Annotated in this window: 20 protein-coding genes and 1 tRNA gene; 8 read left to right on the top strand and 13 right to left on the bottom strand. The window is 57.4% G+C overall.

Going from position 1 to position 20,872, the window contains the following annotated elements; translation table 11 throughout:
- Window position 1 precedes the first annotated feature (1 nt).
- A tRNA-Leu gene (locus OZ656_RS10530) sits at window positions 2-88 on the bottom strand.
- Window positions 89-177: 89 nt separating this feature from the next.
- Entirely contained in the window at window positions 178-807 is a 630-nt protein-coding gene (locus OZ656_RS10525) for a class I SAM-dependent methyltransferase (protein WP_014421449.1), read from the bottom strand.
- Window positions 808-991: 184 nt separating this feature from the next.
- Between OZ656_RS10525 and OZ656_RS10520 the strand changes: the two genes are divergently transcribed.
- From OZ656_RS10520 to cydC, 4 genes are read left to right on the top strand one after another with little or no spacing between them, the layout of a single operon-like run.
- Window positions 992-2,431, top strand: coding sequence for a cytochrome ubiquinol oxidase subunit I (locus OZ656_RS10520; RefSeq protein WP_011784950.1), 1,440 nt, complete (start codon window positions 992-994; stop codon window positions 2,429-2,431).
- Between the two features lie 2 nt (window positions 2,432-2,433).
- Window positions 2,434-3,435, top strand: coding sequence for a cytochrome d ubiquinol oxidase subunit II (gene cydB, locus OZ656_RS10515; RefSeq protein WP_014421447.1), 1,002 nt, complete (start codon window positions 2,434-2,436; stop codon window positions 3,433-3,435).
- Complete coding sequence (cydD, locus tag OZ656_RS10510; RefSeq protein ID WP_379944470.1) at window positions 3,436-5,109, top strand: thiol reductant ABC exporter subunit CydD; 1,674 nt, start codon at window positions 3,436-3,438, stop codon at window positions 5,107-5,109.
- Window positions 5,102-6,721, top strand: a complete 1,620-nt coding sequence (gene cydC / locus OZ656_RS10505) for a thiol reductant ABC exporter subunit CydC (protein WP_379944469.1) — start codon at window positions 5,102-5,104, stop codon at window positions 6,719-6,721. The genes cydD and cydC overlap by 8 nt, the downstream gene beginning before the upstream one ends.
- On the opposite strand, the gene OZ656_RS10500 is transcribed toward cydC, so the two are convergent.
- Window positions 6,722-7,963, bottom strand: a complete 1,242-nt coding sequence (locus OZ656_RS10500) for a saccharopine dehydrogenase family protein (RefSeq protein WP_379944468.1) — start codon at window positions 7,961-7,963, stop codon at window positions 6,722-6,724. It lies immediately after the preceding gene.
- Window positions 7,964-8,121: 158 nt separating this feature from the next.
- Between OZ656_RS10500 and OZ656_RS10495 the strand changes: the two genes are divergently transcribed.
- Both OZ656_RS10495 and OZ656_RS10490 read left to right on the top strand, forming a co-directional pair.
- Window positions 8,122-8,451 (top strand): hypothetical protein, encoded by a 330-nt coding sequence (locus tag OZ656_RS10495; RefSeq protein WP_222562451.1) that lies wholly within the window; start codon window positions 8,122-8,124, stop codon window positions 8,449-8,451.
- Between the two features lie 24 nt (window positions 8,452-8,475).
- Complete coding sequence (locus OZ656_RS10490) at window positions 8,476-8,931, top strand: hypothetical protein (protein ID WP_288590089.1); 456 nt, start codon at window positions 8,476-8,478, stop codon at window positions 8,929-8,931.
- A gap of 30 nt (window positions 8,932-8,961) precedes the next feature.
- Here the strand turns inward: OZ656_RS10490 and OZ656_RS10485 are convergent, their stop codons facing one another.
- Together OZ656_RS10485 and OZ656_RS10480 are read right to left on the bottom strand one after the other, a co-directional pair.
- Window positions 8,962-9,903: an electron transfer flavoprotein subunit alpha/FixB family protein gene (locus OZ656_RS10485; protein ID WP_014421441.1), complete on the bottom strand. Its 942-nt coding sequence runs from the start codon at window positions 9,901-9,903 to the stop codon at window positions 8,962-8,964.
- Window positions 9,904-10,653, bottom strand: a complete 750-nt coding sequence (locus OZ656_RS10480) for an electron transfer flavoprotein subunit beta/FixA family protein (RefSeq protein ID WP_379944467.1) — start codon at window positions 10,651-10,653, stop codon at window positions 9,904-9,906.
- Between the two features lie 318 nt (window positions 10,654-10,971).
- Between OZ656_RS10480 and OZ656_RS10475 the strand changes: the two genes are divergently transcribed.
- Window positions 10,972-12,624 (top strand): electron transfer flavoprotein-ubiquinone oxidoreductase, encoded by a 1,653-nt coding sequence (locus OZ656_RS10475; protein WP_022991232.1) that lies wholly within the window; start codon window positions 10,972-10,974, stop codon window positions 12,622-12,624.
- A gap of 122 nt (window positions 12,625-12,746) precedes the next feature.
- Here OZ656_RS10475 and OZ656_RS10470 read toward each other — a convergent pair whose 3' ends face one another.
- From OZ656_RS10470 to OZ656_RS10440, 7 genes are all read right to left on the bottom strand, one after another.
- Window positions 12,747-13,208: a peptidylprolyl isomerase gene (locus OZ656_RS10470; protein ID WP_011784960.1), complete on the bottom strand. Its 462-nt coding sequence runs from the start codon at window positions 13,206-13,208 to the stop codon at window positions 12,747-12,749.
- Window positions 13,209-13,409: 201 nt separating this feature from the next.
- The gene (locus tag OZ656_RS10465; RefSeq protein ID WP_278350621.1) at window positions 13,410-13,976 is read right to left on the bottom strand and encodes a DUF1285 domain-containing protein; all 567 of its coding nucleotides are present in this window, start codon (window positions 13,974-13,976) and stop codon (window positions 13,410-13,412) included.
- A 14-nt stretch (window positions 13,977-13,990) separates the two neighbouring features.
- The gene (locus OZ656_RS10460) at window positions 13,991-14,887 is read right to left on the bottom strand and encodes a radical SAM protein (RefSeq protein WP_114434073.1); all 897 of its coding nucleotides are present in this window, start codon (window positions 14,885-14,887) and stop codon (window positions 13,991-13,993) included.
- 41 nt (window positions 14,888-14,928) lie between these two features.
- Entirely contained in the window at window positions 14,929-15,378 is a 450-nt protein-coding gene (locus OZ656_RS10455) for a histidine phosphatase family protein (protein WP_022991229.1), read from the bottom strand.
- Window positions 15,379-15,408: 30 nt separating this feature from the next.
- Window positions 15,409-16,470 carry an NAD(P)H-dependent glycerol-3-phosphate dehydrogenase gene (locus OZ656_RS10450; RefSeq protein WP_153739888.1) on the bottom strand — a complete coding sequence of 354 codons (1,062 nt, stop codon included), beginning with the start codon at window positions 16,468-16,470 and terminating at the stop codon, window positions 15,409-15,411.
- A gap of 52 nt (window positions 16,471-16,522) precedes the next feature.
- Window positions 16,523-17,014, bottom strand: coding sequence for an STAS domain-containing protein (locus OZ656_RS10445; protein ID WP_011784965.1), 492 nt, complete (start codon window positions 17,012-17,014; stop codon window positions 16,523-16,525).
- 14 nt (window positions 17,015-17,028) lie between these two features.
- Entirely contained in the window at window positions 17,029-18,237 is a 1,209-nt protein-coding gene (locus OZ656_RS10440; RefSeq protein WP_011784966.1) for a PP2C family protein-serine/threonine phosphatase, read from the bottom strand.
- A 112-nt stretch (window positions 18,238-18,349) separates the two neighbouring features.
- Here OZ656_RS10440 and OZ656_RS10435 point away from each other — a divergent pair, with 112 nt between their 5' ends.
- Window positions 18,350-19,834: an HD domain-containing protein gene (locus OZ656_RS10435; RefSeq protein WP_011784967.1), complete on the top strand. Its 1,485-nt coding sequence runs from the start codon at window positions 18,350-18,352 to the stop codon at window positions 19,832-19,834.
- A 6-nt stretch (window positions 19,835-19,840) separates the two neighbouring features.
- On the opposite strand, the gene OZ656_RS10430 is transcribed toward OZ656_RS10435, so the two are convergent.
- Window positions 19,841-20,866 (bottom strand): NAD(P)/FAD-dependent oxidoreductase, encoded by a 1,026-nt coding sequence (locus OZ656_RS10430; protein ID WP_303292636.1) that lies wholly within the window; start codon window positions 20,864-20,866, stop codon window positions 19,841-19,843.
- Window positions 20,867-20,872 lie beyond the last annotated feature (6 nt).

Genomic DNA, 20,872 nt, shown 5'->3' with positions numbered 1-20,872 from the left:
ATGGTGCCCGGAGCCGGAATCGAACCGGCACGGCCTTGCGGCCGAGAGATTTTAAGTCTCTTGTGTCTACCAATTTCACCATCCGGGCTTCGGAGGGGAGATTCTTGAAGGGCGGAATTGTATAAGGGCCGATGACGTAACGCAATTCTGTTTCCCAACCGCTCTTCAATACGCTTTCTATGCCGCCACCGGCTTGATCGCCCTGCCCTTGTAGATGTAACCCGCGATTTTGGGCGCTTTGGGGATGTAGAGGTTTTCCAGCTCCAGGATTTCGAAACCCGCTTCCCTGATCAGGTCCGCTATATGGCGGTTCAGGTGGCAGCCACCGGCCAGCTTGCGCCAGCCAGGTGTGATTCGATGTTGCCATTTGCGGGTGCCATCGTGGGGGGATTCGCCATGCTCCAGGAACAACAGATTGCCACCCGGCCTGAGTACGCGTTTCATTTGCTGCAGCGCGGCGTGCCAGTCAGGGATGGTGCATAGGGTGAAGGTCAGCAGCACGGTGTCCACGCTGTTGTCCTCCAGGGGTATTTTCTCCCCCGGCAGATCCAGCCACTCTACTTTTATGGGGGAACGTTGCAGGTTGGGTAGCGCTTTTCGGCGCATGCCTTCTGAGGGTTCCAGGCCGTAAACCAGCTCAACCTGGTCCTGGTTGTAGAACTCCAGATTGATGCCAGAGCCCATGCCCACTTCCAGTACCCGGCCCCGGGCCTGCGGAACCACCTGGCTGCGCAGCTTCATCACCTGGCCCATGGAACAGGCCTTGTCTATGATGTGGGGGAGAATTCGTTCCTCGTAAAAGCTCATCTGGCTCACCATAATTGTTTTATATCAAGGGGTGCGACAAACTGCCCTATCGAAATCTGCTACGATTTGCGTAGCATCGTAATCATCTGCCGGTAATAACAACATAACAAAATAAACTATGGCAGCGGCTGAACGGGTTCGCTGACCCGTTTGTTATGACTTGTGCGAGTTACCGGAGGTTCCTATGGAACTAGATCCTCTCATCCTATCGCGAATCCAGTTCGCGTTTGTGGTGTCATTTCACGCCATTTTTCCGGTGTTTACCATCGGGCTTGCCTCCTACATTGCGGTACTTGAGGGCCTGGCCTTCAAAACCCGTAATCCGGTGTGGACCAAATTGTCGACCTTCTGGACCAAGGTATTCGCCGTGGTCTTCGGTATGGGCGTGGTCTCGGGCATTGTGATGTCATTCCAGTTCGGTACCAACTGGAGCGCGTTCTCTCAGGCCTCGGCTAACTTCCTGGGCCCCATCCTGAGTTATGAGGTGATCACCGCATTCTTCCTGGAGGCGGCGTTCCTGGGGGTACTGCTGTTTGGCCGCGACAAGGTACCCGCCGGCGTTCATCTGTTCGCCGCCATCATGGTGGCCACCGGCACCTTTATCTCGTCCTTCTGGATTCTCGCAGCCAACAGCTGGATGCAGACACCGGCCGGTGTCGAATTCCGTGAGGGCGTGTTCCATGTAGTGTCCTGGAGCGAGGCCATCTTCAATCCGTCCTTCCCGTATCGCTTTATGCACATGGCACTGGCGTCTTTCCTTACCGGTGGTTTTGTGGTGGCGGGTGTCAGCGCCTGGTACCTGTTACGGGGGCGTGAGGTCGAAGCCAATCGCAAGGCGCTATCCATGTGCCTGTGGTTGTTGCTGTTCATTGCCCCGGCCCAGGCGGTTGTAGGCGACTTCCATGGTCTGAACACTCTGGAGCACCAGCCCGCGAAGGTCGCGGCCATGGAAGGCAACTGGGAAACTTCCCGCAATGTGCCGCTGTTGCTGTTTGCCATTCCCGACCAGGAAAACCAGACCAACCATTTCGAGATTGGCATTCCCAGCCTGGCCAGCCTGATTCTTACCCACGAGTGGGATGGCGAAGTGCCGGGTCTGAATGAAGTCGCGGTCGAAGAGCAACCACCGGTGGCGATTGTGTTCTGGTCCTTCCGGATCATGGTCGGCATTGGTGTCCTGATGATTCTGTTTGCGCTCGCAGGCCTGGTTCTGCGTGCGGGTGGCCGCCTTTACAAGACCCGCTGGTATCTTCAGGGGATGCGCTTTATGAGTATCGCGCCCTTCTTTGCCGTGCTTACCGGCTGGTTTGTGACCGAGGTAGGTCGGGCGCCCTGGCTGGTGTACGGCATGATGACCCAGGCCGAATCGGTAACGCCCTCGCTCACCGGCGGCATGGCGCTGTTCACGTTGATCGGCTATATCGTTGTCTATGCCCTGGTGTTCAGTGCCGGCGTGTATTACCTCATGCGGGTGCTTTACGTTGGTCTTGAAGATGCTGACGATGAAGAGCATGCCTCTGATCGCCCTGCCCGTCCGCTCTCTGCGGCCCATGTGCCGTTCGAGATTGAATCCGGCTCACACGGCGTTCATCAGGCAAAACCGGCTAACGAAGGGGGGCACTGACCATGGAACTGTTTGATCTCGCCCTCATCTGGGCATTCATTATCGGCTTCGGCATCATCATGTATGTGCTGATGGACGGCTTTGACCTGGGCGTGGGTATCCTGTTCCCGTTCGCTCCGTCGGAAGAGGACCGGGACACCATGATGAATTCGGTGGCTCCGGTCTGGGACGGCAACGAAACCTGGCTGGTGCTGGGCGGAGCCGGCCTGTTGGCCGCCTTCCCGATGGTGTATTCCATCTTCCTGCCGGCACTCTACATTGGTGTGTTCCTGCTGCTGGCAGGGCTCATCTTCCGGGGTGTGGCGTTTGAATTCCGATTCAAGGCTCGTACCTCAAGGTACCTGTGGAACTGGTCGTTTGCCGGTGGCTCTACCATTGCCGCATTCGCTCAGGGTGCTGTGGTCGGGGCTTACATCCAGGGTTTCAATACCGTGAATGGCGCCTACGTTGGCGGCGCGCTGGACTGGCTGACACCGTTCACCGTGCTGACAGGCCTGGGGATGCTGGCCGGTTATGCCCTGCTGGGTTCTACCTGGCTGATCATGAAAACCGAAGGGCGCCTGCAAGAGTGGGCCTACCGGGTAAGTGCACCACTGCTGATTGCCGTGTTGGTGGTGTTCGGCATTATCAGCGTATGGACGCCCTTTGTTGACGACATGGTGCGGGAGCGCTGGTTCTCCAATCTGAGCGTGATCTGGATTCTGCCGGCCCTGACCCTGCTGTGTGCCTTCCAGATCTGGCGTTCGGTACGCAACCGGTTTGAAGGTATGCCATTCGTCGCCACCATGGGCCTGTTCATCACCACCTATCTCGGACTTGTGGTGAGCAAGTGGCCGTATGTGGTTCCGCCCAACTACACCCTGTGGGATGCGGCTTCCGCCTATGAGTCCCAGCTGTTCCTGCTGCTCGGCCTGCTGTTCGTCATTCCCATTGTTCTGGCCTATACCGCCTGGACCTACTGGGTATTCCGCGGCAAGGTGCGTGCGGGCGAAGGGTACCACTGAGTGGCAGATCCGGCCCGGTCAAAGGTCCGCGCCTGGCTATCCGGTCTGGCCCGCAATAGCCAGCGCTGGATCACCGCAACCGTTCTGGCCGGTGTTCTTGCCGGGCTGGCCACCATCGTACAAATGGTGTTGCTGGCCTGGCTGATTCACCAGGGTGTGATTGAAAAAACGCCGGTTTCCGAACTCACGCCCGTATTTCTGGCCCTGATTACGGTTCTGGTGATTCGGTCCGCAGGCCAGGGGCTGCAAACCCGCTTTGCAGCCCGCTGCAGCGAGCAGGTGCGGCGCGATGCCCGCCGGCAACTGCATCATCACTGGAAAGCCACCGGCCCGGTGAATCTGGCGGACACGTCCGCTGCGTCCCTGGCCCGCGAGTGGCTGGACCACGTGGAGGCGCTGCACGGCTATTTCGCCCGTTTTCTGCCGCAGATGACCCTCTCTGTGGTGATTCCCCTGGCCATCCTCGTTCTGGTGTTCTGGCTGGACTGGCTGGCGGGTATTTTCCTGGTGCTTTCTGCGCCGCTGATTCCGCTGTTTATGGCCCTGGTGGGCATGGGCGCAGAAAAGCTGAACCAGCAGCATTTCGAAACGGTCAGCCGGTTATCCGGCCAGTTTCTGGATAAGGTTCGAGGGCTGACGACGCTTCAACTGTTCGGGCAAACCGAGGCGGCCAGCCGCACGCTGGAAGCCCGTTCCGACCAGTACCGCAAGATCACCATGAAAACGCTGAAAGTGGCATTTTTGTCGTCAGCGGTACTGGAATTCTTTGCCTCTGTGGCGATTGCGGTATTGGCCATCTATATCGGCTTCGGATTGCTGGGTTATATCGAATTTGGCCCAAGCGACGAACTCACGCTGTTCAGCGGATTGCTTATCCTGCTGCTGGCCCCGGAGTTCTTTCAGCCCTTGCGCACGCTATCCCAGCACTATCACGACCGGGCAGCCGCCCTGGGGGCCGGTGCCGAGATTCTGGCCCGGCTGGAACAGTCTGTCGACAACGCAGAGCCGATCCGGCCAGACAACAGCATTAGCAATCAAGGCATTCAGATCTCCGGGGTCACGCTCCGTTACGGCGAGGGCCCGGTCATCTTCGATAACCTGGATATCCGCATCAAGGCCGGTCAGGTGATCGCCCTTACCGGCCCCTCTGGTGGAGGCAAATCGACCCTTTTGCATCTGCTGGCTGGCTTTATTCAGCCAGAGGCAGGTGCTGTGTCAGTATTCGGCGAGGCTCCCGGCAATCAGCCGTTCGGATGGCTTGGCCAGCGGGGCTTCTGGATTCAGGGCACCTGGGCCGAAAACCTTCGGCTAACCACCCCCGATGCGACGGATATTGCCATCGACTATGCATTACGACAGGTGGGCCTGGGTGAGCTGGTGGACAGCCGGGCTGACGGCATTCACAGCCGCATTGCCGAGGATGGTCTGGGGCTGTCCGGTGGTCAGGCCCGTCGTTTGAGCCTGGCCCGTATCTTCCTGGCGGACTATCCCTTGGTTCTGCTGGATGAACCGACGGCCGGGCTGGATGCCACCAGCGAGGTGTTCATTCTGGAGGCCCTGCATAGACTCAGCGAATCCGGCAAAACACTGGTGTTCTCCACCCATCATCAGGCGCTGCTGACATTGGCAGACCGCGTATTGATCGTAAATGACGGCGAGGTGCGCGATGCCTGAACTGAAGCCCTGGCTGCCGCTGATTTTCCGTCGCAAAGGTCGCCTTACGGTTGGTGCCGGCTTGCTACTGGGCACCCTGCTTTCCGGTATCGGTCTGCTAGCGTTGTCTGGCTGGTTTCTGACCGAAACCGCGCTGGTTGGCCTGTTGCTGGCGGCAGGGATACAGGCTTACATCAATCTTTATGTGCCGGGCGGTGGTATCCGTTTTTTTGCGGTGTCCCGAACGGTGTTCCGGTATCTGGAACGCGTGTACAACCACAACACGGTACTGCAGCTACTCACCGATATTCGGGTGGCCCTGTTTGACCGATTGGCGGCCCGGCCACGAACAGAGCGCAGTTACCGTTCCGGCGCGCAGTGGCTTTCCCGGCTCACAGCCGATGTCGATGCGCTGGACACGCTTTATCTCAGACTGATTGCCCCCGCCGCCCTGGCAGCCGTGGTTACCTTACTGCTTGCCGCAATGGCGTGGTTGCTGTTTGATGGCGTGGTAGCGCTGATTCTGCTGGCGATTCTGTCGCTATCGTTCCTGATGTCCACCTGGCTGGTGTATCTGCGCACCTGCGCTGCCTCCGGGCAATTGAGCGATCAACAGGAGAGCCTGCGGAGCGAGCTGATTGAACATCTTGAAGGCTTTGCGGAACTGACCGCCGCTGGCCGGACGGGTAAGCACACGGCCCGGCTGATGCGCCGAAGCGTAGAGCTTTCCAGGAATCAGGCCCGGATCGACAGCCGAACCGGCTGGCATCAGGCCGGCTCTCATCTGCTGATCAATGTCGCGGCAGTGGCGGCCTTGTGGCTGGGTTTTCACCTGTTTCAGGAAGGTGCTTTGAGCGGTCCGGTACTGGTGCTTCTGCCCATTGCCCTGCTGGGCCTGGCCGAAGTCTACGCCATGCTGCCGGATGCCTTTGGCAAGCTGGGGGCGACTCGCTCTGCCGCGCAGCGCCTGAACTCCGACCATGGTCTGGAAACGGCCGCGGCATCAACCGCTAACCCTGCTGGCGAACTGCCGGAGGGTCTCGCGCTTCAGGCCAGCGATATCACCGTGGGTTACCCGGGGTACTCGCCGTTGCTCAGTCACTTCACTCTGGAGCTTCACCCGGGCGACACCGTCGGTATCGTTGGCGTGTCCGGCAGTGGCAAATCCACTCTGGCTGATACCCTGGCCGGACTGGCAGAGCCATGCCGGGGAGAACGTCATTCCCAGCCCAGCGCCTACCTCACGCAAGCGACCGTGGTGTTTGAAGACACCGTGAAAGCGAACCTTCAGTTAGCGAACCCCAACGCCGGGGACGGTGATATGTGGCGGGTACTGGAGATAGTCGAACTGGCAGAACGGTTAGCCCAGAACGCTGAAGGATTGGGTACCTGGCTGGGCAGCGCCGGCAACCGTTTATCTGGCGGGGAGGCCCGGCGCCTGGTGCTGGCCAGGGTGTTACTGAGTCAGGCACCCGTGCTGATTCTGGATGAGCCTTTCACCGGTGTGGACGAGGCAACCCGTACACGGATTTCGCCCCAGATCAGCCGTTGGCTACAGGGGCGCACCGTGGTTTGTCTCGGGCACGGGCCGGAAGCCCTGCTGGCCTTCGACCGTATTCTGCACCTGGGTTGATCAGCGGGTTTCGACCACTTCAAACGTCAGACCGGCATTGGCCTGCAGGCGCTCGAGCAATTTGCCATCGAGTGCCGAGGCCGGGGTCCAGAAGCCGCCTTTCACATCGTCTTTCACATCAAAGGCCAGGCACAGACCGGCTTCACCAAGCATTTTTGATGTCGAGCCGTAACCCGGGTCGCGATCGCCCGTCACCTTGGTGATCATGGTCTTGCCATCGGTGGTTTTGCCGACGAAACGCAGATCGTAGAACCCTTTTTCCTGATCTTCGGGGCTCGGGCCCTCACCGGGCTTGGGTACGAGCTTCTCGACCACCCACCGTGTTGGCTTGATGGCGGACGCGGTGAAGAACGCTCCCAGCACACCCACCATACCGTAAGCGGTCAGGCGGCCTTTCGCGCCCTTGCCCGTCATGATGGCTTCGTCGTAGGTGAACTCTTTGCCGTAGCGGGCACCCTGCAACGCATTGGAGCGGTGCACCACACGGGTGTTGATGGCGCCCATCACAAACGGGGCCAGCCAGGCGTTGAAGTTCTGGTCGAACTCCGCAGATTTCAGGCTAGGCTGGCGCTTCTCGGAGCGATGCTCCGGCGGGCAGATAGAGAACGGGTTCGCCAGTTCCTTGCGTAACTTGGGGTCGGCTCCGGCTTCCTTGGCTACGTTGATCATGGAAGCCACCGTACCTCCAGAAAGTCCGCCCTTGGCGACTTTCACTCTCATGCGCACGTCCTGACAGGGTTTGCCGAAGGTTGCTTCCGCTTGCTGCTGCAGGAACCACACGCCCATGTCCGAGGGAATCGAATCAAAGCCGCAGCAATGCACAATCCGTGCACCGCTCTTTTTAGCCTTGGCCTCGTATCGCTCGATCATCCGGCGGATCCATTGTACTTCACCAGTGAGGTCGCAGTAGTCCGTGCCTGTCTCGGCGCAGACTTTTACCAGAGTCTCGCCGAAAAGAGCGTAAGGGCCCACGGTTGAGATGACCACCCGGGTCTGGCCGCACAGATCGCGCAGCGCAGGCTCGTCTGCTGCATCCGCCAGAATGACCGGTAGTGATGCGGCGCCTGCCCCCAGATCCGACTTGAGCTGGTTCAGCTTGCCTTCAGAACGGCCGGCAATGGCCCATTTGACCTCCTTGTCTGCACCATAGTTTTCCAGAAGGTAGCGAGCCAGAATCTGGCCGACGAAACTGGTGGCACCGAACACGACAAGGTCATAGTTCGCAGCTTTGGTGTCTGTCATGGTCTGTCCTTGTTCAAACGAATGTATGAATGGATGGTAACAGGTTTATTCTGTGGTGCTACTTTCCCGTGAACTCGTGAACCGGCGTCGGGCCGGCCAATCGTTTGTCCTGCGGACTGCGGCACACTCTGCCCAGTCATTAAAGGAGGAGAGCCCCTTTGAGCGTCTTTCTGATTATTATCAGCCTGTTTCTTCTGGCTTTCAGCGCGCTGCTGGCTTGGCAAGTGCTTGAGCAGCGAAAGATCATCAAGCAAATGCTGGAAAGCGAGGATATCAGCGACACACATCAGGATCCTGAGCTGGTGCTTACGTTACGGGTACGGGATCCGATTGCCTTGGCCAAACGCGAATCCCGCACCGGACGGGTGCTGGCCGACCGCCTGCCAGTAATGACCCGGAAAATGGTCTATCAGGAAGTGATGAAAGAGCTGGAGCGGGAACTGGACGAGCGGGACATTGAGGTAGATATGCACATTGAGTATCGCTAGGACAAGAGCAACAGGAGCCCTTCCATGCTGTTACTGATCGTTAGCCTGATGTGTCTGGCCGGCAGCGCAGTGCTGTTGTTTGCTGCGTTCCGGCTTGCCAATGGCAACCGGCGCAATCTGAGAATCCTGAATGCGCATCGAATTGGTGCCCTGAGTGCGATCCAGAAAAGCCGAATGGACCTGATGGAAGTTCGCAACCGCGCCCGGTTGCTGGAAGAAACGGTGTCCGGCGGTGCAACGGCGGTCGAGAAAGTCCACAAAGCCATCGCCAACACCACGTTTGGCCTGATTGACCTGTTTTCCAGGGACGATGAGTTTCGGGACAGCGCCCGCCGGATAAAACAATCCCACCATCAAAAGAGCGAGCAGGTTTACAAAGCGGTGAGAACCTCTAACCGGGCACTGCATATCCTCGCGGATACACTGATCATCGGCAAAGCGGAAAAACGCATTGTATCAAAAACAAAGAAGGCGCCCTGAGGCGCCTTCTTTTAGTGCAACTTCAGAAAGTTACAGAACTTTCTTCAGTTCCTCTTCCAGCTGCGGAACTGCTTCGAACAGATCTGCAACCAGGCCGTAGTCGGCCACCTGGAAGATCGGGGCTTCTTCGTCCTTGTTGATCGCAACGATCACCTTGGAATCAGACATACCCGCCAGGTGCTGGATGGCACCGGAGATACCAACCGCAACGTACAGCTGCGGAGCAACGATCTTACCGGTCTGACCAACCTGCATGTCGTTCGGCACGAAGCCGGCATCAACAGCGGCACGGGAAGCACCAACCGCAGCGCCCAGCAGATCAGCAACCTGCTCCAGCATCTTGAAGTTGTCGCCGTTCTGCATGCCACGGCCACCGGAGATAACGATACCGGCAGAAGCCAGGTCCGGACGATCAGACTGGGCTTTCTCTTCACCAACGAAGGAAGACAGGCCGGCATCTTTTACCACGTCCAGCTGCTCAACAGAGGCAGAACCACCTTCAGCGGCTACCGGGTCGAAGGCGGTCGGACGAACCGTCACAACCTTGATGCTGTCGCTTGCCTTAACGGTCGCAATGGCGTTACCAGCGTAGATCGGACGCACGAAGGTGTCTTCGGATTCAACGCGGATAATGTCAGAAACCTGGGCAACGTCCAGCAGCGCAGCAACACGCGGCATGAAGTCTTTACCGGTGGTGCCGGCAGAGGTCAGGATGTGGCTGTAACCCTTGCCTACTTCAGCAACCAGCTCAGACAGGTTTTCTGCCAGGAAGTGACCGTAAGCGGCGTTGTCGGCAACCAGTACCTTGTTCACGCCTTCTGCCTTGGCAGCGGCTTCAGCGACGGCGCCTACGTTCTCACCGGCAACCAGCACGTCGATGTCTCCACCGATGGCCTTGGCAGCCGCTACAACGTTCAGAGTAGCCTGTTTCAGGCTGCTGTTGTCGTGTTCAGCAATTACCAGGATGCTCATTTAGATCACCTTCGCTTCGTTCTTCAGTTTATCCACCAGCTCAGCTACGTCAGCCACCTTGATACCAGCCTGGCGTGCAGCCGGGGCTTCGACTTTCAGGGTGGACAGGCGAGCGGCAACGTCAACGCCCAGATCAGCCGGAGACATGGAGTCCAGCGGCTTCTTCTTGGCTTTCATGATGTTCGGCAGAGAAGCGTAGCGCGGCTCGTTCAGACGCAGGTCTGTGGTAACAACCGCCGGCAGGTTCAGAGCAACTGTCATCAGACCGCCGTCTACTTCGCGGGTTACGTTAACCTTGTCACCGTCAACAACCACTTCAGAGGCGAAGGTGCCCTGGCCCATGCCAGTCAGAGCAGCCAGCATCTGGCCAGTCTGGTTGTTGTCGGAATCGATGGACTGCTTGCCAAGAATAACCAGCTTGGGCTCTTCTTTTTCAACAACAGCCTTCAGCAGCTTGGCCGCTTCGAGGGACTGAACTTCTTCGTCAGTCTCGATGTGGATACCACGGTCAGCACCCAGAGCCAGGGCAGTACGGATCTGCTCCTGAGCAGCCTTCGGGCCAATGGATACAACAACGATTTCACTGGCAACGCCCTTCTCTTTCAGACGAACCGCTTCTTCAACTGCGATTTCGCAGAACGGGTTCATTGCCATCTTGACGTTGGCGAGATCAACGCCGGTGTTGTCCGGCTTGACGCGCACCTTCACGTTGTAGTCGATAACTCGTTTTACAGCGACCAGAACCTTCATAGATTCCTCGTTCTTCTACGATGGGTTTAATGAGTCTTCACAGTCAAAGGACCGGGTTGACCCGACCTGACAATGAGACGATACTAAAAATCGACTCAAAACACACGATATTTCGGTGTATACGTACAATGCCAAAGGTTAGTGCAGATTTCAAACAAACGTTTGTTTGATTCTTCAAATGCGTTATCCTTTCGGGACAAAGAGCCGTTTTGAGCGGTTTCGGGCTGTCGTCTATACGCATTTTTGCCGGTATGATGGCGTCCCTGATGAGGCCTGCGGGCAAACAATATCCATTAAAAGCTGTTTGAGGAGACCAACGTGGAACGCGAATCGATGGAATTTGATGTTCTGATCGTCGGCGGCGGCCCTGCGGGCCTGTCGGCAGCCTGCCGCGTCATGCAACTGGCGCAGGAAGCCGGCGAAGAACTGACCGTTTGTGTGGTTGAAAAAGGTTCTGAGATCGGCGCGCACATCCTCGCCGGCACCGTATTCGAGCCCACGGCCCTGAACGAACTCTTCCCGGACTGGAAAGAGAAAGGCGCCCCCCTGAACACCCCGGTTACCCGGGATGACATTTTCCTGCTGAAGAATCAGGAAAAGGCCACCAAAGTACCCAATGCCTTTGTGCCCAAGAACATGCACAACCACGGCAACTACATCATCAGCCTTGGCAACCTGTGCCGCTGGCTGGCTGAGCAGGCCGAACAGCTGGGCGTTGAAGTGTATCCGGGCTTTGCCGCTTCAGAAACCATCGTCGAAGATGGCCAGGTAAAAGGCATTATCACCGGTGACATGGGCGTTGCCCGTGACGGTTCCGAGAAAGACGGCTACATGCCGGGAATGGAGCTGCGCGCCAAGTACACCCTGTTCACCGAAGGCTGTCGTGGTCATCTGGGCAAGCGCCTGATCAACGACTTCAAGCTGGACGAAGGCAAGGATCCGCAGCACTACGGCATCGGTATCAAAGAGCTGTGGGACATCGACCCGGCCAAACACGAGCCAGGTCTGGTTGTTCACACCACCGGCTGGCCGCTGAACGAATCTGGCTCCACCGGCGGCTCTTTCCTGTATCACCTGGAAAACGGTCAGGTTTATGTTGGTCTGATCACCGATCTTTCCTACAGCAACCCGCACCTGAGCCCGTTCGAAGAGTTCCAGCGTCTCAAGTACCATCCGGAGATCAAGAAATATCTGGAAGGTGGCAAGCGTGTTGCCTACGGCGCCCGTGCTATCGCCAAGGGTGGCTACAACGCCTTGCCCAAGATGAGCTTCCCGGGCGGTCTGTTGCTGGGTTGTGATGCCGGCACCCTGAACAGCTCCAAGATCAAAGGCTCCCACACCGCCATGAAATCTGGCCTGCTGGGCGCGGAAGCTGTATTCGAAGCTCTCAAGGAAGGCAAATCCGGTGAGGAAATCACCAGCTTCCAGAAGCGTTTCGAAGACAGCTGGCTGTACAAGGAGCTTTACGCCGAGCGTAACTTTGGCCCGGCCATGCACAAGTTCGGCAATATCGTCGGCGGTGCCATCGCCTTCTTCGAGCAGAACATTCTGCGCGGCAGCCTGCCGATCACCTTCCACGACACAACTCCGGACTACGCCACCCTGAAGCCGGCGTCTGAGTGCAAGAAAATCGACTATCCGAAGCCGGATAACAAGCTGACGTTTGACCGCCTGTCCTCGGTGTTCATCTCCAACACCAACCATGAGGAAGATCAGCCGGTTCACCTGAAGCTGACCGACCCGGAAATTCCGCTGAAAGAGAACCTGCCGAAGTACGACGAGCCAGCGCAGCGTTACTGCCCGGCTGGCGTATACGAAGTGGTCGAGAAAGACGACGGCAGCGGCAAGAAGTTCCAGATCAATGCCCAGAACTGTGTTCACTGCAAGACCTGTGACATCAAGGATCCTGCCCAGAACATCACCTGGGTAACGCCGGAAGGCGGCGGTGGTCCGAACTACCCGAACATGTGATCCACGATCACTGTTTCAGAAAACCGGGGCTTGCCCCGGTTTTTTTATGCTCGCAGATTATTCCGGCCATAAAAAAACGGCCCCCGAAGGTGCCGTTTTCTGATCAACCATCAGAAGGCATATCAGTGCACGTGGCCGTGCTCTTGCTCTTCGTCGGTTGCTTCGCGGGTTTCTACCACTTCAACGTCGAAGTGCAGAGTCTGGCCCGCCAGCGGGTGGTTGGCATCGATGGTAACGGTTTCGTCGCCAACTTCTACCACGCGAACGACCTGGGGGCCGCCCGGAGTCTGTGCCTGGAACTGCATGCCTGGCTCGATGGTGTCTACGCCCTCGAAAGCAGAGCGCGGAACCGGCTGGATGAGCTCTTCGTTTACTTCACCGTAGCCTTCAGCTGGCTCTACGGAAACTTTAACCTGGTCGCCAGCGTTCTTCTCGGTCAGCGCACTTTCCAGTCCGCCGATGATGTTCTGTGCACCTTCCAGATACGCCAGTGGCTCACGGCCTTCTACGCGGGAGGAATCGAGTTGCTCTCCCTGGTCGTTAGTGAGCGTGTAATGGATGGTGACAACACGAGGTTGGGCCATGTGATCTCCTTGCGTGTCGCAATGACTGTGTATTTAGATTGTAGGCAATCGAAAGTGATCGTGAACAGCCAGACTGCACAGAGGGACTAACGACCACCGGGCCTCGTTAGAGAGCCAGGCTCGATAACAAGAAAGAAACCACAGTTTAACAAGTGACAGACTGCGTTTTCTACCTTATTCATTGGGGTGGTCAGGCGCTTTTCAACCGTCCTGCCCGATTTCCCAGAATTTTCCGTGACTAAGCACCCCGTACACGGTTTTTCCCGCCGCTTCGGTTTCCTCGGCCAGCTCGGCCAGGTTATAGAACGCCGAGGTAACCAGCCGGGCTTCAACACCGTGGCGTACTTGAATAACTGGCCGAGGTTCGCCAGTCTCAGGGTAAGAGCCAACATGTAATCGGTGTTGCTCGCCAATCTCCAGGGTTTCGCCCATGTTGGTGGCCAGGGTAATAACCTGCTCCGCGCCCTCGCCTTTCACTTCCAGGCCATGGGCCAGCAGTGGTGCGTCCTCAACCCGGATACGCCATTTCTCGACCGGCGTAACCAGGTAGTACTCGCCGTCGCTTTCCCGCCTGAGAATGGTAGAGAACAGCTTTACCGTGGCCGCACGGGCGATGGGCTCACCTTTGAAGACCCACTGGCCGTCGCGGGTGATCACCAGATCCATATCGCCGGAAAGTTCGGGGTGCCATTTATCCAGCGGTGGCAGATCCCTGCTCTTGCCGGCATCCTCGAGGGATCTGGCAATGTCGTCGGGTGTCCGGTTCATGTTTTTCTCCCTGATCAGAGCCCACGCATCCATTCTGCCCGCAGAGGCACAGCGCCAGGCTGGGTAATGGCCATGTTTACCTGCTGCAGCAGGCGGTCTTTATCGCGGCCCAGCGTACCTTTGAGCACGAGGTAATTGGAGGCGTGATCGCTTCGGAAAATGGTGTTGTCCAGTTCCAGGTGCTCCAGAAACACACGAATTTCCTCGAACAGGGCCTGCTGGCCCAGGGGCACGAAATCCGCCCCGAAACCCTCGCGGAATCGCTCTTCACCCTGCGGGAAGCTGACCACCAGGGTAGACAGGTAATCGGGCTGGGTTTCATTGCACAGTGTGGCAGTGTTAATGGCATGCTGCCTTGAAAGAGCTTCACCGCCCAGACCATTGAGCACCATCACCGAGCTCACCAGGCCCGCTTCCCGGATCTTCACCAGGGCCGACCGGGTGGATTCCCAGGTTTCACCTTTGTTAACGCGCCGAAGAATCTCGTCGTCGCCGGATTCCATGCCCACATAGAGGATTTTCAGGCCGGCTTCCCGGAGCTGCGCCAACTCTTCAACCGATTTTTTCGCCAGGTTTCGTGGCAGGCAGTAGCTGGAAACGCGTTCCAGGCCGGGAAAAGCTCGCTTCAAGTCAGCGATTATTTCCAGCAAGCGCCGGGTGGGCAGCACCATGGCATCTCCATCGGCCAGGAAAACCCGGCGCACGTCGCCAAATGCCGCTGCTGCTTTCTCGATGTCTGCCCTGATGTCTTCGGGCTTTCGAGCCCGGAATTTCTTCTGGGGCTGAGTATACATCTCACAGAAGGTGCACTGGTTCCAGGAACAGCCATTAGTCACCGGCAGAATCAGTGATTTCGCCTCGCTGGGCGGCCGGAAGACTGGCTCAATGTAATCAATGGGAAAACTGTACATAGGTTCGTTCAGTATCAGAAATGAGTGATGTACTGATTAGATCAGGGCAGAAACTGGGCTTTCAAGTCGGCGCAGCCTGGCCCCACTACAGGCATATCCAGCAGTACAGCCTGAGACGTCATAAAGGGAATGCCCTGCCGATGGCCATCAACCAACAGAGTGGAGAAGCTACCCACGAATGGCATGTGGGAAACCAGCATCAATGGTGAAACCTGGTTGTCCAGAAGCTCATCCAGACAACGGCCAGGGTCATCATCGGGTGTGATAAAGGCTTTTTCCTGGACCGGGCAATTCAGCACTTCCGCCACAATCGCGGCGGTTTGCCGGGCCCGAACATAGGGACTGGACCAGATCTGGGCGGGACGCCACGGGGAAGAGGCAATTTGCGCCGCCACGGCTGCCACGCCGCGGCGACCCGCCTCGGTCAGCTCACGCTCCTGATCCAGCGAATGCCAGCCGGCCTCACCATGGCGCATAACAATCAGATGCACGTGCCTCTCCTTCCGGATGACAATCCCGGGTCACTGGGTAATGGTGCGCGGCAGAATGAACTCCACATCAGAATTCTGCACGGCCATCATCAGGCTGTTGATCACCGCATTGATGGAAGCGCTTTCATAGAGAATCTCGTAAAGCCCCCGTACCAGAGGCATGTAGATGCCAATAGCCTCAGATTTTTCGCGTACCAGTTTCAGGGTATAGATACCTTCGGCCACCTGCCCCAGCTCCTGCACGGCTTCTTCCAGCTTCTGGCCCTTGCCAATGGCATAACCAACCCGGAAATTCCTGCTTTTACTGGAGGTACAGGTGGCAATCAGGTCGCCAACACCTGCAAGGCCCATAAAGGTCATCGGGTTGGCGCCAAGGCTAACCGCGAAACGGCTCATCTCGGCCAGGCCACGGGTAATCAGCATGGCTTTCGCGTTCTCGCCCATGTTCAGGGCTGATGCCAGGCCAGCAACAATGGCGTAGATATTCTTGAGTGCGCCCGCCAGCTCCACACCGTAGATATCAACATTGGCGTAAACCCGAAAGTATTCGCAGCCCAGCAGTTCCTGCACAGTGCGGCGCACATCCGGGTCTTTTGCGGCGATAACGGTGGCGGTCAGTTCACGGTTGACGATCTCGCCAGCCAGGTTCGGCCCGCTCAGAACACCGGAACGACACCTGGGAAGCTCCTCCAGCAGGATTTCGCTCATCAATTTAAAGCCGTGCTCTTCGATGCCTTTGGTCAGGCTGACGACGATCTGGCCATCGCGGAATTCGCTGCTGTGTTCGCGAATGACCGACCGAAACGCTTTCGATGGGATCGCAACCAGCACAATCTCCGCCTTGCGCACCGCCTCGGCCAGGTCGGTTGTTGGCTGAATGTCACCCTGAAGGGTAACGGCGGGCATATACCGGCGATTAATGCGGGTGCTGCGTATTTCCTCTGCCTGTGCTTCATCGCGCATCCAGAAATGCACAACGTGGCCGTTCTCGCTCAGTACTTTTGCCATGGCAGTACCGAAACTGCCGCCACCAAGTACTGCCACATCGTAGGAATTCGCCCCGTGATTACCGGGCGTCGGGTTATCAGGCATAAACGTTCCGTTCTGTTTCTGTCAGGGCCGGGCCCGGTGCAGGACTGGCTTTTCAGCCAGTTTCCTCGCATTCCAGGGCCCGCACCAGATTCTTGAATTCTTCCCTGTTCCGGCTATTCATGCCCATCAGTACTTTATGGGCATCAAGAACTTTATCGCGAACCTGCTGCTCGCTCGCCTTGAGCACGGGGATTTCTTCGAGTTCTTCAATTCGGGAAGCTGGCTCACGGACAATAATGAAAATCTTGTCGAAGCCCATGGACGTAATAATGCGGGTGATATCGGGGTTGGTGGAAATCAGCGTTGGCAGAAAATGACTTTGTTTCTGCGCCGCCAGCGCAATCTTGGCCAGCAGGCCAAGCGTCGTGCTGTCGATGATTTCGGTCTCGGTGAGGTCGATAACCACGGTTTTGAATGCCGGATCACGGGTTATGGACTCAACCAGATTGTCCAGCGTCGAACACAGGTTCAGCCGGATTTCCCCAATAAACTTCAGGACGTATATTCCCTGCTGTTCTGCTTGCAGGATTTTATAACCAGCCATTTTTCACACTGCCACTAAGTCGACGACGTGTTATCTGACCCGTTTATGGTATCAGTTACCGATACTATCGCGATATCGTCAGGCAGCTCCGAGATCTTATCCAGCCCCAGAGCGTCGCTCAGCGATGCGATAGTGTGACTACCTCCTGAAACGAGTTCAAGTAGCCTGTTCTCCTTTTCATCCAGAGATTTGGCCGGGATCACTTCTAACAGGCCATCAGAGAACAACAAAAGCCGGAATGGTCGGTCCAGCTTCACCTGGTAAAGTTCCCATTCCGGCGTTTCGAACAGCCCTACCGGAAGCCCGCTGCCTTCCAGAAAACGGGTTTCACCATCCTCAAACGACAGGATGGGCATGGGGAAATGCGCCCCGACCGCATAACTCAATGTACGTTCCGTTGTTGAAATAATGCCTACAAACACGGTGACATGCTTGCCAAGCCCGGTATCCAACAGCTCCGAATTAATGCGCTCCAGGAAACGTTCCGGGTGCAGGATGTCGTCACTGGACTGGCGCCGGAGATTCCGCTGCAAACGATTTGTGAGGTTTCGCAGTAACACGGTAACGAACGCGGAACTGGCGCCATGGCCTGAAACGTCGGCGATATAAACGAGGACCTTGTCTTCACTGATGCGAAAATAGTCGAGAAAATCGCCACTGAGATACAGGGACGGCTTGATGAGGTAATCCACACTGAGCCCGGAAAGCGTGAGCTGATGGTCTGGCAGCATTTTAAGCTGCACCTTGCGGCCGGCATTCTGATCGGCCCTTAGCTCGGCAATACCGTTGCGCAAGTCCCGGTTGGCTTCTTCCAGTTCCTGCCGGTACAACTGGTTCAGGCGGTTTACCCTGACCCGGTCAAACAACTTGCCGATAACGTCGTCCAGTGCATTGCGGTCGTCATTGCAGGGTTTGAGCACGACATCGGCGGCTCCGGCCCGCATGGCCTGGACCACATCGGCGCTGGACTGGCTGCTGGTGCAGGCCACTATCGGCGTGAAACTTTCTGTTTCATCAAGGCGCCGGGACAGGTCTCTGATCGCCTCTGGAGGGAGATCTGCAAAGATCACATCCGGGATATTGTCGTCGAACAATCCTCGGGCAGCGTTTACCCCCGCTGCACCAGTTACGTAAAACCCCCGCGCCTCCAGGTAACGGGACAGATCGGCTCGGGCCTGTTCATCGGCGTCAATTATCAGAATGCGCTCGGTGCGCGAGGTCATGTTGGCTGCCCTAAACTACCAGCGGTAAAGAAAAAAGGCTTTATATGGCCTATTCTGGCATGCCCCTGTGATATAACAAGGCCGCAATCATCATTTTGGGAGAATTGTAACCATGAGACGTGCCGTTAACGATCTGCTCGGAGCCTATGACAAACTGATCATGGACCCGGTGCATGGCGGTATCCCGCTCTACCGGCACGAAATCCAGGTGATTGACCATCCACTGTTTCAGCGCTTGCGAAACATCTGCCAGAACGACATTCTGAGTCTGGTTTTCCCCGGCGCCACCCATTCCCGTTTCCTGCACAGCATCGGGGTGATGCATGTGGGCACACGGATGTTCCGGGCCATGATCGATGCATACCTTCGGGAACGGCAGCTGAGTGAGCAGACCGATCTCAGCCTGAGCCAGCTCGATGCCATTGATTACCTGGCCAAGACCATCCGGCTTGGCTGCTTGCTGCACGACAGCGGTCACTCCAGTTTCTCCCATCAGTTCACCCAGGCCCGGAAGATTCGCGACCTGATGTCTCGCCCTGAACGGTTCCGGGATTTGTGGGAAGGCGTTGACTATTCGGCCTACCACGCCAGTGAACCGGAAGAGCTGGAGCATGAACACTACTCTGTTCGAGTCGCCCATGACGTACTCTCGTCTGTGGATCTGGAGAGCGCCGGGCTGGCTGCTATCGATGTCATCGGCATTATGGAAACCACCGATGTTACGCCCAGCGAAACCTTCTGCCGCCACGCCCAGACCTTCTGGGAATTTATTGCTGGTGATGATGCCATTGCCGGCACTATCCCGCCCCGGGATGTACCACAGCTGGTGATGGGTCTGCTGTCATCCATTGTTTCGGGGGAAATTGATGCCGACCGGGCCGATTATATGTTGCGGGACGGCTTCCACAGTTCGGTCACCATCGGCGGTTTCAATCTCGATCACCTGCTGAGCAACCTGCGGTTCGGCTGGGACGTTTCTGAACCCTGGATGGGGCTTGCGATTACCCAGAAAGGCCTGGGCGCCCTGGAAGACTTCGTGTACAGCCGCCACCAGATGTACCGCAAGGTATATGCGCACAAGACCGCTCTGGGCTTCGACTGGTTGCTGCGGGAGGCCATTAACGAAGTGCTGGAGGACCCGGAAAGCTTCGACTGGGTGGATACCTGCCTGAGCAACATGAAATGGTTTGCCGAGCTGACCGATAACTTCTTCTGGGAAGCCTTCCGCAAGGTGGCCCGCCGGGAGCCCAGGAGCTACTCGTTCTGCATTGTGAACCGGGTAAAGCTGGACCACGTCGACACCCGGGAAAATCTGGACAAGACCGAAATCCTGAACCACAGCCGCTGGCTGGCATCGGAGCTGGGCATTAACCCGGACAACGTGGTTACCTGCTCCATGAAGGCTCGCTTCTCGAACATTCAGGACAACTTCAACGGCATCAAGGTCTTGGTGAAAAACCCGATCACCCGGGAGCGAAGCCTGCGAAAAATCACCGAGGTGAGTGCCTTCTTCTCAAAATTCGGCGACGGCACCATCACCCATTTCTACCGGCGGCCGGAGGTCGCAGAAAAAGCTCCCTCCGACCTGACTGAGTAGCCGCAATTACTGATCAGAGCTCTGGCCCATTGCCTGCACCAGTTGCGAGGCGCTTTCCCAGGCGCCTTCAACCCGACCGCCCGCCAGCCAGTCGCCTGCCAGGCCAATGCCAGTATTCTGGTCGAACAGATAGCCGGGGTTATCGCCGGCTTCCGAGCGTGCGTACAGCCAGCGATGAGTTACCCAGTCATCCGGAGCCTCCCCATGCCCGGTCAGTGCCTTGAATTCCGCCAGCAGAGCTTCAGCAATGCTTTCCGGAGCGTCATCCACGTGCTCATGTGTCCACCCAGGGTTGGCGTGCAGCACCCACCACTGGCCCTCGTCTTCCCGGCCGGGTTTGGAGGAGTTGTTGGCCACCCAGAACAACACGTCCGAGTTGGGGCGCGCAGCATCGAACGGGAAATCAACGGAGCGATTAAAATGGGCAGCTACCGCCCAGCACGGCAGGATATTACCCACGTGTCCAGCCAGCCCTTCCGCCATCGCATCAAGCCCGCTGTCCCGCAACAGTTCCTGAGCCTGCGCCGGTGGCGCCGTGATCACGACCTGATCAAAGCCGTCGTAGTGCTGCCCATCGGTACCGGTGAGCTGCCATTTCGAATCTTCTTTCGACAATCGGACGATTCGAACACCGGATGCCAGCGTAATGTGTTCAGAAAGAGCCCGGGAAATGGCCGTCATTCGCGGAGTACCAACAAACCGGTGTTCCTCCGGAAACGCCTGCCAGCTGGCCCCTTCCGTCTGATAGCCGAACCGGGCATTCCAGCTCTGGTAGCTCCGGGGCCCGGCCCAGCGATCCAGAAACCGGGTGAAGCCGGGATTACGGGACGTGAAGTACTGGGCGCCGATATCGGCGGATCCGTTCGCCACGCGTTTGGACGCCAGACGACCACCGGGGCCGCGACTCTTCTCGAATACCCGGACATTATGGCCCGAATCGCCAAGAAGAATTGCGGTCGTCAGCCCCGCCAGCCCTGAACCAATAACCGCGATGCTGCGTATTGATGTGGTGTCTGATGTTACTTCACGCATGGTTGT

This window comes from Marinobacter sp. LM1 (assembly GCF_042763285.1).
Classification (GTDB): domain Bacteria; phylum Pseudomonadota; class Gammaproteobacteria; order Pseudomonadales; family Oleiphilaceae; genus Marinobacter; species Marinobacter nauticus.
Note: the sequence above shows the minus strand (reverse complement) of the source record. Positions and strands in the feature narration are given on the sequence as shown.